The following is a 12360-nucleotide window of genomic DNA, read 5'->3' as shown; positions in this document are numbered from 1 at the left end:
GAGGTCATGGTCGACTCGCTCGGAGAGAGCCTGGACCGCGCGCTGGAGGGTGCGTTCACCCGCCGCATCCCGCAGAGCGCCCAGGCCCAGATGAAGTACCTGGTCAAGCAGCTCAAAGGCACCAAGGCCACCGCCCAGGCACTCGGGATCTCCCAGCGCACCGTGGAGCGGTACGTCGCGGGCAAGCTCAAGCGGCCCCGCCAGGACCTGCGCGGCCGACTGGAGCGCGAGGTCAGGAAGAGGTGGCAGCCGCAGATCCGCGCGAAGGCCAGGAAGAAGGCGGCGTCCACGGACGGCCTGGTCGTCTCCACCCGCGCCCGGTTCGGGTTCACCGCCGCCCCGGGCACGACCGACGACGCCCGCATCCGCGACATCACCCAGGCCCTCCCACCTGCCTTCGCGGACCAGATGTTCACCGCGCGGGAACAGGGCGCCACCGAGCAACAGCTCCAGCAGATCGCGGCCGACGGCCTCGCCCAGATGTACTTCCGCGCCAACAACTCCCGCGCCCACGGCCTGGGCGTGGAGTTCACCGATGTGGAGCACATCGAGATCGAGCTATAGCTCAGGCCTCAGGCGGGTTTGGCCTGGGGTCTGGCGGCGTCCGTGATCAATTCTGCCAATTTGCATCACATTCTCTCGGTTGTTGGCCCTCCATCCAGGGTGCGAGACACTGTCTCTCGATGAGTCAGCGGGTGTTGGGAGCTGCTGACTTGGCCCTGTAGCCCCTACCTTGCGGAGGGATGTCTTGCGCCCCGATGACCCCGTGCTGCAACGCCGAAGGCTGCGCGATCGACTGCGCCGCTTGCGCGAAGGCCTTGGCCAGACGCAACGTGAGGTTGCCGAGGCGATGGATTGGTCTGTTTCAAAGGTGATTCGGCTTGAATCCGGGAATGTCAGCATCAGCATCTCCGACTTGCGGGTTCTCTTGCAGCACTACGACGTATCTGATGCCGACGTGGTAGCGGATCTTGTAGCGACGGCTCGCGTGGCGAAGACGCGTCCATGGTGGGAGAGATACAAGGCTAATGTGCCCTCGCAGGCATTTCTCACGTACTTGAGCTACGAGGGTTACGCCACGGTATTCCGGGGTTTTTCACCCTTCAGGGTCCCTGGGCTGCTTCAAACTGAAGAGTACATGGGCGAGATCTTCCAGGAGGCAGGCGTGTCCGCCAAGGACACGAGTCTGCGCACTGATCTGCGCCTTGAGCGGCAAGAACGCCTCCTACAGCCTGAAGGACCTAAATTGAACTTCATCCTGGACGAGGCGGCGATTCGCCGACCGGTGCGCTCCCTAAGTGTGATGCGCCGACAACTCGCCTATCTAAGCGAGGTGGCTGAGAGGCCTAACGTCACCATCAGGATTATGGAATTTTCGAACGGGATGTACCAGAATAGCTTCAGCCCGTACGTGCTTCTTGAGTTCGAGAGCCCGGAGCAGGATCTTGTTCTCTACCTAGAGGAGCAGAGCACTATCAAGGAGGGATCATCGGAAGATGCCTCCGATGATTCATCTCCGTCGAACTACCTCGAAGTGTTCTTCGCCTTGGAGCAGATTGCGTCTACAGAAAAGACGTGCGCCCTCCTGGAAAATTCCCTCCGGAATTTTACTTAGAGGTCATGAAAAGCAGGCGGCCTTAAGAATTCGCCCTCACGTCTCGAATGAAAGCATTCCACGCAGCCGGGCTGAACTCAATGGACTCAAGATCGAGGTCCTTCGAATCCCGCACCGAAGTACTGCCTGAGATCCATACCTCTAGGCACTCCCCGGCTGCCGTACTGAAGGAACTCTTGATCCAGTCGGTAGAATTCGACGGCTGGGTTTCTTCCATTGGTTCTCCAAAATCTTCCGATGTCAGCAAGCGTTGATGTGCCCATGCGGATTCGTTCCGTGTGGTAGCGAGAATACTCCCATGCCCGGATGATTTTGTCGCGCCAACTGTCCGACCGAACGCCGACCCGCAGCTCTTGAGCGACCTGTTAATCCGCTTTGACGCATCAAGCTACCTATCAATCGGCTAGGTCGCACTTTGCGATTAGCGGCAGGTCAGTGCTTTTCTGCGGAGAACTTCAGGATGCTCAGCGCAAGGTCGCAGGTGGCATGACGTTCACAGCACCTCGCGCTGCGCAATTTGCCACTTGGCAGATAGCTTCCAGTCGGTCATACTGGGAGAGGATCCACTGCCTGGCATTGACGGGTAGATGGCTGTCGGCGGCTACCGACAGCCGCAAGGCGATTCACCCAAATGTAACGGATTGTTACATTTGGGTGAATCGCCTTTTTTCTGTATCTGGCGGTTAGCGTGAAAGTTATGCCAGAATGAATTATCAAGGAGTCGATAAGACTCTGACGGAGAGGAGGTGAGAAAGTGCATCGGGCATTCGAGCGTCTTGTCATGGAAGCGATGCGTAGCTGGTCGAAAACGCTACGCCTCTGTCTCGTTGTCGCCGTAGTAGCCGCTGCGGCCGTAGCCCTCTCAGCACTTCGGTAAGCCTTTGACTACCTCTTTTTGCGAGGTAGTGGATCCGCCAGGATGTGGGGACCCTGCTGTCCCCACATCTTGCTGATCAGATATCATGCCCTGGCCCCAACGATCCGTGACCTGATCAAGACGTCTGGGAGCGCATCTTGAGGGTATATTTCACATGACTCAGCCGAGTTGGACACCAGCGTTATCACTCGTGGGACCGACGTGAAATTTGATGTGAGTAGTGCCACTTGGAAAAAAGGATCCTCAAGTGACGGGTCAGCTGAGTGTGTTGAAGTGGCTCTCCAAGGAAGAGAAGTACTAGTACGGGACTCGAAAGTGCCAAATGGCGGGGTAGTGCTTCTTTCAGCCATAGCCTGGGATTTTTTCGTTGCACGGACCCTCAAGAAGCAGTGAGCTGGCCTAAAACCTCGCAAGCAGTCATGCGTCGAATGTATCTACAAGCTGTTCCTGACGCTCAGATCGCCAGCATGCAGAACAGTGCGGCCAGTGCCGACAACGGAGGCATACGCGCGACATTCCCGCGGGGCGGCTGCCAGGCCAGGCAGTCAACTTGGATGCGATCTCGCTCACCCCATGGCCCCTTCGGGCACCAAGTCCAGAGGATGGCACCGACCCAGAGCTGCAGAACTCCCTGAGGGGACGAGGGCCTCACCGCAGGCGGCGGTGCAGTCCGGACCGGCCGAGTACACGTCAGGACGGCTCAGGAGGTGCCGGATTGGAACGCCGACGGATGACGTCGGGCAGCTGGCGAGAGGCGACGGTCGGGATGAAGAACAGCCCGATCATGCCGAGCCCGATCACCGTGGCGCTCAGCAGGCCCACCGACACCGACGGGTCGTCGTCGACCGAAGCCACCCGCAGAACACCGAGCTGACCGCGATGAACACCAGCGAGGCGACGATCCACTTCTCCCGCAGAGGTGAACGGGTGCGGGAGACCACGCTCAGCCACCATGTCCAGCCCGCCATCACGCAGAACAGCACGGCCACCGGCGGCAGCAGGACGGGCGGCCCCCACCGCGCGATGTCGCCGCGCGGCAGCTCCTGCCCGGCGAGGTAGCCGACCTGGACCAGCCCTACCAGGTACACCGGCACCTCGACCACGATCACCACCCACATCAGGATCCGCAGCCCCCATAACACGCCCCGCTGCTCGCCCATCCCCACGCCCTCCCCCCTTCGACCACCAGGTCAGGGAAACGTAGCGGCCCGGCGTCAACGCTCACCAGGGCGTCGTCACCCGCAAGGGGGTAGATCAGCCGCCCTCTGTCCGCAGGCGAATAGGCGTGTCCTGGGCGGGCCTGGACGACACCGCCGCCGGCTCCGCGTCCCGGCAAGATCCGCGCCGCGCTCGCGCGGGCCGAGCAGGCTCTGTTCACCCGCCCCACACCGAAATCTGCAAGAGCCGAGATGAAAGTCCTTTGCACGCGTGCCAAGGTCTCCACGAGGGTCTCGGTCGATCAGCTGGGCGTCTCCCGCAGCACGGTGCACCGCTACCTCACCGGCGCCTCCACGAAGCCTCGCAAGCGCCTGCAGGAGGCCCTGACGCGCGAAATGGAAGGACTGTGGAAATGGCAGGTCAGAGCGTATGCGAGGCAACGTTCGGCCACTCGTCATCACCTGCCGAGCCACCTTCGGCTTCACCGCGAACGGTACCTTCGATGACGCCCGGGTGCGGGGCGTCATCACCGCGGTCTCGCCCTCGCACGCCGCCCGGATCCTGGACGCGAAGGAGCGCTGTGCGACGGACGAAGAGCTGCCTCCACAGCTCGTTGAGGCCATTACCAGGTCCTATTTCCGTGAGGGGGGACGGCCTGTGCGGGTCTGCGCACGCTTTTTCGGGACGCGGATCACCTCCAGATGGTCTTCTGGTCGCACGGAATTCCCAACTGCTACAACCATGCCTACGACTACCGTGCATGTGCCCAGCGATCGGGTATTCCGTCACCTTTTTCCGCGACGATTGGGAGGCTCCGTGAGCACCCCTGTTCCCCGATCCCGCCGCCGACCCGGCGCTCGGCGCCGCCGCGCCCTACTGGCCGGTCGACCAGGCGAAGGTCGGCCGCCGCGCGGTGCGCCGCCGCGCCGCCGGGACGAGTGCCACCGAGGCCGCGGCGGCACTCGAGGAAGCCCGGCTGGAGCAGCACATGGACCACGACCGCGAGGACTTGGCCGACGACGAACGCGGTCCCGCTGAAGTCGGCGAGTGGGAGCGCATCACGCAGCTGCTCGCCACCACCGGCGGGACGTACGCCCCGGACTCCGACGCCGCCGTCCAGGACGAGCTCGCCGCCGACGCCGAACGCGAACGCGCCCGGCAACTGGAGGAGGAGCAACGCCGTCAGGAGGAAGCCGAAGCCGCCCGCCGCGCCGCCCTTGCTCCCGACGTCGTACGGCACGCCCTGCTGCCCACCCTGGCCCGGACCGGCCTGCTGGACTCCCTCAGCGAGGACGAGCGAGCCACCCTCGACCGGCTGCCCGACGTCGACCCGGCGGCCGCGCTCGCCGTCAACGGGCTGCTCGCCCGCGCCCACGGGGCCGAAGCCGGCCCGCGTCCGGGAGCCGCGTTGTGACCGGCGGCGCGGACGCGGTGATCGCGATATGGGTAGGTGGAGTCGACCTGGTGCGGCACCCGGTTAGAGACGATCATCGAGTTCCCAGGTAGACGCGTTCCTGGGAGACGTCCTGTAGCCCCGTAACCTGACCGCCCGGCACCAGGGACCGTTTACCGAGCGTCACCTCGCACGGGTGGGCGCCGTTGTGCGGGTGTGGAATGGACACAGCTGCTGAAGGACCTCGCTGACGCGGTACGGGTGCGCAACTCCAAGGTGGCGGCTCTGCGTAACGCCGGGGCGCGCGTGAGCGAGCTGGCCGCGCAGGCCATCGACGCCGGCGCCCCGAGCACGGCGCTCGCCAAGGTCCTGGCGGCGCTGGAGCCGACGCTCGCCCAGGACCGCCCGCACGTGTGCGGCCAAGGCCCCGTCGTCCCACCACTGCACCCGGCCCTCCTACCCCAGCAGACCACCGAGCCCCTTCCGGCCAACGTCCTGGAGCAGTTCTTCCACAGCCCTCGCAGGTACTCGCTGGCTGAGGCGTTCGAGGAAGGCATCCTGCGATGGAAGCCAGCCACGGTCCGCACCTACCTCAAGCGCTCGCGTGAGCGCGGCATCCCGACCCCCGAAGGGGTGTCGGAGGATGGGACCGCGAAGTACACCGAGGACGAGCTCACCACCTGGGTGCAGGCGTGGGAGCAGCAGGCCGGCTTCCCCAACGGAGGGCGTCCCACCAAGCCGAAGGCCCCGCAGGCGGTTGACCGAACGTAATCGTCACGCTCCCGCTGACCAGCCGGACCATAGTTACATGATCGGCTGGTGGTCCGGCACGCTCTTGTCCTGACCCATGTCGACGGGACCCCGGCTGCGCCGTACGAACCCGGGGTCCCATGTGTCATCGGGGCGGGTTTCGCCCGTACTGGGGACCGGTGCCGCGCCCCGGCGATACCGTGGTGACACACGCCAGATGACAGCCAGGAGCCCCCGGATGAGCGAGCAGCCGGCCCGCGTGCCCGACCGTCAGCCCCTCGATGAGCACGCCGCCGCATCGGCCCGCGCGTACGCGGCCGCGGAGCGCGCCAAGACGGACACCCTCGCCTCGGTCCTGGAGGACATCGCCGCCAATGGCTACCCCTCGCCCGAGTCCGGCGTGCCATGGGAGACCGCCCGGGACGCCCACCTTGCCCGCCTCGCGGACGAGCGGTCTCGTGTCGCCTGAGCACGGCGCGCGCCGCTCGCGCGTCATCATGGTGGAGCCCGCGCTCACCCAGCTCGCCAAGCTCACCGCGTCCGAGACGCACCGCCTGGACCGGGCGATCGTCGCCATCAGCGTCAACCCGGAGCTCGGCACCGAGGTGCCCAGCACCCTGCTGCGCGACTACGTCGACGAGGTCGACGGAGTCCGCGTGATCTACTACGTCACCGCCCTGAGAGCCATCACGATCGTGGCGTACGTCGAAGCCTGATCTCACAGCAGCGCCCCGGCCCCGGTCGGGTCCGGGGCGCTGCTGTGTCTGCTGCACGGATTGCTGCTGCCGGTGGTTTCGGACTGCCGGAGAGCGATGACATTCGAAGACCAAGCCCAGGCGCCACACGGCTGCTGCTGCGCGGGCCGCTGCATCCGATCAGTCGGCGGCGCCGGTGGCCCACCGCTCCAGGTCGCCCACCGGCTTGTTCAGCAGCGTGCGCCGACGGGACTGCGCGGTCGCGCGGCTCTCCAGGTGCATCGCCTTCGCCAGGTCGGCGTGTGAGACGCCCTTGGCGGCGGGCTGGCGCAGGGAGGCGTCCCGCACGGCCTCCAGCCGCTCCAGCAGCCCGGTGATGCCCTCGACGGCGGCCGCGAGCTCGGCGGCGCTCGCGCGGCCCGTGCGCAGCAGCGCCAGCCCGTGCAGCGCGGTAGCGAGCAGCGCGGCCAGCTGCTCGCCGTCGCTGCCGAGCACGGCGACGTCCTCGGCGGTGAGCGGGACCAGGAGCTGCTCCTGGTGGTCGTCGGGGTGCGCGGATTCGGTGCTCACCGCGGTCTCCTTCCTCGGGTGGATCGCTCAGCGGCCGGCGACGGTCCAGCCCTGGCCGGGCCGGTTGCGGATGGTGCCGCCGGGGGTGTGCAGCTGCCCGCAGCCCGCGCCCAGGCCCAGGGCGTCGATCTGGGGCGGAAGAGGTTGCGGACCTCGGAGGCCGCGCCGGAGAGGTTGTCGGCGTCCAGGCGGGCGTCGAAGTCGTACAAGTCCTCGGTCTCGTCCATGATGTCCTCATGACGGGCGCTCCTCTCGACTGGCTGGGTCTCAGGCGGTACGGGCGAGGTAGCCGGCGGCGACGTTGACGAACTGGTCGTGGGCCACCTTCGCGGCCTCGCGGGCGGCGCTCAGTTCCTCGGTGGTGCCGTACGCGTCCCGCATCGCGTAGGTCAGCGTGATCATGTGGTCGGCGGCAGCGCGCACCACCTGGTCCTCGACGAGGACGCGCAGGGCGATCAGTGGGCGGGTGATGGCGGACCGGGTCATGTGGCTCTCACCGCGCAAGGCCTCGATTCGCTCGGAGCCGACCTGCTTGAGCACGGCGTCGCCGCGCATCCAGATCGCCCGGCGGTGGTCGCTGGCGGCGCAAGCGAGGGCGGTGACGGCCTCCAGACGGTCCCGACGGATCGCCTCGCCGTGGCTCACGCGGACGGATCGCTCCGCGGCGCGCTCCTGGAAGCGGCCGCTGACGATCGAGCCGAGCAGCGTGCCGACGATGGCGAGGGCGGCGGTGACGAGGGCGGCGGTGACGAGGGTGGCTAGCACGACGGGCCCTCCCGTAGGTGTATGACTTTCAATACATGCACTGTATGAGACTTCATACATACAGAGAAGAGAGCCGCCGATGATTCTTTTCGCCCACGCCTGACCTGCACATTTCCCGCTCTCGGGAACCGTGTGTCCGGATCCGGCACTCGTTGCCCGCCGACGAAAACGGCGCCCGCGCCTCCAGCAGGCCGAACGAGGCGAGTAACGGGCTGTTCGGCCCTGTGCCGGCGTCGACACCAATGTCGGACCGCACGGAAGATTTCAGTGGGTGGGGCTCCGACCTGCACGCTGAAGTCTTCCGTGCCCGATGTCCCTGGTCTCGTGTCCGCTGTCGTGGGGCTGGCTGCGTTCAGCGTTTGACGCGGTTGCGGACGGCGAGGACCGCCAGGCCGAGAAGGACGGGCTCGGCCAGGCGGGAGGCCATCTCGATGTAGGTCCCGGCGGTGGTCAGGTCCTGGCCGGAGGAGCGGAACACCACCGAGTTGAGCGTCACGTTCAGGGCTTTCTCGAAGCGCTCGCCAGTGAACCGGTTCGTGGTGGGGTTGTGCGGATCGTCCTTGCCGATCTCGAAGGCCACTCTCCCGCCGCCGGGCGGCACGGTGCCGGTCAGTTCCTGAGTCGGGGTGTCCTGGGGGAGTCCGAAGGCCATCAGCAGCACGATGGTGACGAGCATGGCGGCAGCGAGCCAGCCCAGCGCCCGGGAGGCGCGCAGGCCGTAGCCGGACAGCACCCAGTAGCCGTGCAGCAGGCCGCGCTCAGCACGCGTGGTCTGGGTACGGTCGTGGCGGCGCATCTCCATCTCGCCGTAGTAGAAATCCGCCGCGCCCGGCTCGTACTTGCTGTCTTCGAACGCCTTGCGCAGTGCCCGGTACACCGGCGCCAGCTGCTCCGGACCCGTATGCCCGACGTTGGGTATCGCCGCGGTCCAGCCTGGGGCCTCTGTCGGCTGCCGAGCGCGCCAGTGGTGCTCTTCGGCAAGCGTGCGGCGCCGGGTGAATCGCACCGGGCGCCCGTTCCGCCAGTGTGTGCCGGGCGGGGGCGTGGCGAAGGAGCAGGTGCCCTCCAGGTGTATCTGGTCCAGGTGCACGGTCCCGGTGAGCAGGCAACTTGAGAGGTCGACGTCGGCGAGGACCAGGTGGGCCGCGTCCACCCCGCGCAGCGAGGCCATCCGCACCGCGGCGTCGGACATGCTGGCGAGTGGTGCTTCCGCCAGCGGTTGGCCGTCTGCAAGCACGAAGGGTTCCTGCTCCGCGGCGATCGTGAGGGGGTATTCGAAGACGGCGTGGGCGAAGTCCACCGTGGCGTAGCGCAAACGCATCACGGCGGTTGACGACCAGCGGGTCCGCCGACACTCCACGTGGGATGCGGCGAATGAGAGAGCCACCGGGCCGCCGAACGTCGCGAAAGACAGCCTCACCCGCTTCGCGCACACCAACAGCCGGAGAGATGACGCCCTTTCGAAGGTCGCCGCTGCGAACCAGACGTCGCCCTCAACGGTCGCCCTTTCGAAATTGGCTTCGCCCTTAAAGGTCGCCCTGGCGAACCTGGCTTCGCCCTTGAAGGTCGCCGACTCGAACCAGGTGTCGCCCTCGAAGGTCGCCAAATCGAAACTAGCGTAGGCCGCGAAGGTCGCCGATGCGAACCAGGCGTTGCCCCTCAAGGTCGCCGAAAAGAACCCGGCAAGGCTCTCGAAGGTGGCCGAATCGAACCGGGCGCCGCTCTCGAAGGTCGCCGAATCGAACCGGACGTAGCCCTCGAAGGTCGCCGACCCGAAACGGGCGACGCCCTCGAAGGTCGCCGAATCGAACCGGGCGACGCCGATACGGGGGTGCCCGGTGGCGGGGTTGCGGAGGGCGGCGAGGAGGGTATCGAGAAGGGGTTCGGTGAAGGAGGTGCCGCGGTGGTCGATGTCAGTACCGGGGGCCAACCCGGCCAGGTAGGCATCGCGGTCGGCGTCGGCCAGGTGTGCAAGACATGCCGTGTGGCCGGATACGTGGATGCCGCGGCAGCCGAACGGGTCCTCTGGAACGGGGTCCTGGCCACAGTGCGGCCAACTGGGTGGAGCCAGGGACGGTTCGGGGTTCGGCGGGGTCATACCCGAAGGACGAGTGACCGGCGGCCAGCGGTTGCCCAGCGCACCTCGCGGCCGCCGCACTGAAACCCTCGGTGCCGTCCGATAACCAAGCACGCGATCGGCGCTGCACCCGAAGACGCAGCGCCGATGTCCGTACGAGGCCGACCGCCGGATCAGCCGACGGCGTGCAGTGAGCCGCGGCGCCTGCCCGCGGCCGCCTTCTTCGCGGCGGCCAGGGCGGCCCGCTTCTTGCGCTGCTCGGCAAGCTGATCCTGGTAGGCGGCGACGGCCCTGTGGTAGTCCGCCACATAGGTCTTGCTGTCCAGCCGGTCCGCCTTGGGCATCGCCTTGACGGCGTCCAAGGCGTCCTCGGGGGAGTCGTAGCCGGCGAGCATCGGGTTGATCTGATAGACGCCGTTGCGGACCTTCTTGACGAGCTTGGCCAGCTCCAGTTCCCGCAGCGCGGCGTTCACACTGGGGCGGCTGAGCCCGAGAAGTCCACCAAGGGTGGCCTGGTCCATCGCGATGCGGCCGCCGGCCTCGCTACGAGCCCGGAGCTTGAGCAGCGCCCGGTAGGCGGCGGGCGGCAGGTCCAGGTCGGCGAGAAGGCTGTCGGCGTTGGTCGCCGACCACTTCAAGGTACTCACTGGGCTGATCCCTCCTCCTGGCGCTGTGCCCGGGCCAATCGGCGTGCAGCGCGTTCTTCGGCCCGCTTCTTCCGCAGTTCCTCGATCGCCTCGCGCATGTGCTCCAGCGACGGGAACCGCACCAGATCCGGCAGGCTTTCATCCTTACGGATCTTCGCGATCGTCTTGTCCTGGTCGACCTGCACATACTCGGCTTCGACCAGCTCCGTTCCCGGGATGAACTCGGCTACACGATACGAGTAGGGCGGGTTGAACTGGTAGAGACCGCGGCGCACCTTGAAGACGATGCCATGACTCATGATCTCCTGCAGTGCCTCGTTGATCTTCCCGCGATGCACGTCCAGGACCGTCGCCATCTCCTCCTGCGTCAGCCGAATCCGCCCGCCAGCCTTCTGGCAAGCGATCATCAGCAGGATCAGTCTCAGCGGCAGGGCCTCGCGGAAGTACTGCGCAATCAGGAAGAAGAACTCCAACGAGTCCATGGAGAACGCCTTGGGACGCTCCGGGGTGTCATAGAACTCCATCGGCTTGCGCTCGCTGCTGAGCGAGAGCTTCCGGCGGGGGTAGCGGCGAGCGACCGAGTCGAGATCCTCAACCGGCTGCACCGACTTGGACCACGCCTGGATCTCATCATCAAGGGGCAGCTCCGGCGGCCGGCGCGGCGCGCGCTTCGGTGCGGGACGGCCGCGCTGTGGCTCGGGTGTCACGAGGCTGCTCTCCACTTCGCTGATCTTGGACGGCAGAAGTATGTCAGCCACACCGACATATATGTCGGTGTGGCTGACGTTCCGGCGTGTTGTGTCCCCCCAGGGGGGACAGATCTCCTTCCCTGGGCACTCCGACGGAGTGCCCAACGGAACGGCTGGAGAGTGTCGGTCTCGCTGACGTTTTGGGGCTGAAAATGTCGGCCTAGCTGACATTTGACCCTCGATGTGTCCCTTCAGTCGGTACATAGCGGCGAGGATGTGTACCGACTGAGGGGACACATCGTCAGAAGCACATGCCCCTGACCTGCAGGTTCTTGGCATTTGTAAGTATTAGGGTGGCTGAGGTCCACGCGACCGCTCCGCAGTCACCGTGTCCTCGAATCGTGCAACGTTCACCCACAAATGCACTGGCCCAGCTACCGACGGCCGACCGTCCACCCGCAAGACTCAGGGGCCCACGAGAGCCAGCCCGTCAACCGACGCCCTGCTCCAACTCCGACCCACCCGCGAAGGCCCCCATCACCAGTGCTGCGCCTGGTGGACACATTCACAGTGGTACTTGCTTGCTCGTCCTCCAAGCACCTGCAAGTCGTCCCATTCTCCTACCACTTTCAAAGCGTTATTGAAGAGCTTCCATTCGCTAACTATGCGTCTTTCTAGCGTCGATTACCTACCGTATCTCCAAAACGTTCTATAAATGTCTTTTACGTGCTCAGGGGGTGGTGCAGTATAATTCCAGTCCTAATCTAGCGCTCATCTTTGAAGCATGCATCCGATACCCCACCCTCGCCCGCTCCGACCTCCATTCGACCCGTCACCCGCTCGACAGACCTGTCTGCCCCCTCCCACCGCTGCTTGGTCCTCAAGCCCCCAGGTGTGTACCGCGCGGAGCACGCACCTCTGGCTGTCGGTGCGTTTTTGTGTGGCTGGAGCGCAGCGGAGGCCACGGGTCGGCCGGAGGCCAGCCCCGGTCCGCAGCGCGGGCCGGATTCCCTGCGGTTGGTGGTGCGCGCGCAGCGCGTGCCGCCTGGCGGTTCGCGGAGCGAGCCGCTCCGCTCACGCGGAGCGGGAGCGGCCGGGGCGCGCAGCGACCCGGCTCGCTGCTT

General features: G+C 66.0%; 14 protein-coding genes. 7 read left to right on the top strand and 7 right to left on the bottom strand.

The window, feature by feature from the left end; translation table 11 throughout:
* Nucleotides 1-6 precede the first annotated feature (6 nt).
* Both tpg and ACZ6AA_RS40420 read left to right on the top strand, forming a co-directional pair.
* Entirely contained in the window at nt 7-564 is a 558-nt protein-coding gene (gene tpg, locus ACZ6AA_RS40425) for a telomere-protecting terminal protein Tpg (RefSeq protein ID WP_471463527.1), read from the top strand.
* Between the two features lie 202 nt (nt 565-766).
* Nucleotides 767-1615 (top strand): helix-turn-helix domain-containing protein, encoded by an 849-nt coding sequence (locus ACZ6AA_RS40420; RefSeq protein ID WP_471463548.1) that lies wholly within the window; start codon nt 767-769, stop codon nt 1613-1615.
* A gap of 22 nt (nt 1616-1637) precedes the next feature.
* Here the strand turns inward: ACZ6AA_RS40420 and ACZ6AA_RS40415 are convergent, their stop codons facing one another.
* On the bottom strand, nt 1638-1832 hold the full coding sequence (locus ACZ6AA_RS40415; protein WP_471463525.1) for a DUF397 domain-containing protein: 195 nt from the start codon (nt 1830-1832) through the stop codon (nt 1638-1640).
* An 861-nt stretch (nt 1833-2693) separates the two neighbouring features.
* Here ACZ6AA_RS40415 and ACZ6AA_RS40410 point away from each other — a divergent pair.
* Nucleotides 2694-2885: a DUF397 domain-containing protein gene (locus tag ACZ6AA_RS40410; protein ID WP_471463523.1), complete on the top strand. Its 192-nt coding sequence runs from the start codon at nt 2694-2696 to the stop codon at nt 2883-2885.
* Between the two features lie 416 nt (nt 2886-3301).
* On the opposite strand, the gene ACZ6AA_RS40405 is transcribed toward ACZ6AA_RS40410, so the two are convergent.
* Nucleotides 3302-3652: a hypothetical protein gene (locus tag ACZ6AA_RS40405; RefSeq protein WP_471463521.1), complete on the bottom strand. Its 351-nt coding sequence runs from the start codon at nt 3650-3652 to the stop codon at nt 3302-3304.
* A gap of 911 nt (nt 3653-4563) precedes the next feature.
* Here ACZ6AA_RS40405 and ACZ6AA_RS40400 point away from each other — a divergent pair.
* The 4 genes from ACZ6AA_RS40400 to ACZ6AA_RS40385 all read left to right on the top strand — a co-directional run bounded on the left by ACZ6AA_RS40400 (nt 4564) and on the right by ACZ6AA_RS40385 (nt 6509).
* Entirely contained in the window at nt 4564-5064 is a 501-nt protein-coding gene (locus ACZ6AA_RS40400; protein WP_471463519.1) for a hypothetical protein, read from the top strand.
* Between the two features lie 195 nt (nt 5065-5259).
* Complete coding sequence (locus ACZ6AA_RS40395; RefSeq protein WP_471463517.1) at nt 5260-5814, top strand: hypothetical protein; 555 nt, start codon at nt 5260-5262, stop codon at nt 5812-5814.
* Between the two features lie 217 nt (nt 5815-6031).
* On the top strand, nt 6032-6262 hold the full coding sequence (locus ACZ6AA_RS40390) for a hypothetical protein (RefSeq protein WP_471463515.1): 231 nt from the start codon (nt 6032-6034) through the stop codon (nt 6260-6262).
* Nucleotides 6252-6509, top strand: coding sequence for a hypothetical protein (locus tag ACZ6AA_RS40385; RefSeq protein ID WP_471463513.1), 258 nt, complete (start codon nt 6252-6254; stop codon nt 6507-6509). The genes ACZ6AA_RS40390 and ACZ6AA_RS40385 overlap by 11 nt, the downstream gene beginning before the upstream one ends.
* A 159-nt stretch (nt 6510-6668) precedes the next feature.
* On the opposite strand, the gene ACZ6AA_RS40380 is transcribed toward ACZ6AA_RS40385, so the two are convergent.
* The 5 genes from ACZ6AA_RS40380 to ACZ6AA_RS40360 form a co-directional block, all read right to left on the bottom strand.
* A complete protein-coding gene (locus tag ACZ6AA_RS40380; protein ID WP_471463512.1) occupies nt 6669-7058 on the bottom strand; it encodes a hypothetical protein in 390 nt (129 codons plus the stop codon).
* 267 nt (nt 7059-7325) lie between these two features.
* Entirely contained in the window at nt 7326-7823 is a 498-nt protein-coding gene (locus ACZ6AA_RS40375; protein ID WP_471463510.1) for a hypothetical protein, read from the bottom strand.
* 352 nt (nt 7824-8175) lie between these two features.
* Nucleotides 8176-9921: a pentapeptide repeat-containing protein gene (locus tag ACZ6AA_RS40370; protein WP_471463508.1), complete on the bottom strand. Its 1746-nt coding sequence runs from the start codon at nt 9919-9921 to the stop codon at nt 8176-8178.
* Between the two features lie 152 nt (nt 9922-10073).
* Nucleotides 10074-10547, bottom strand: coding sequence for a helix-turn-helix domain-containing protein (locus ACZ6AA_RS40365; RefSeq protein WP_471463506.1), 474 nt, complete (start codon nt 10545-10547; stop codon nt 10074-10076).
* A complete protein-coding gene (locus ACZ6AA_RS40360; RefSeq protein ID WP_471463504.1) occupies nt 10544-11305 on the bottom strand; it encodes a hypothetical protein in 762 nt (253 codons plus the stop codon). The genes ACZ6AA_RS40365 and ACZ6AA_RS40360 overlap by 4 nt, the downstream gene beginning before the upstream one ends.
* Nucleotides 11306-12360 lie beyond the last annotated feature (1055 nt).

This window comes from Streptomyces sp. NPDC040610 (assembly GCF_055594065.1).
This window is presented reverse-complemented; position numbering and strand designations above follow the sequence as displayed.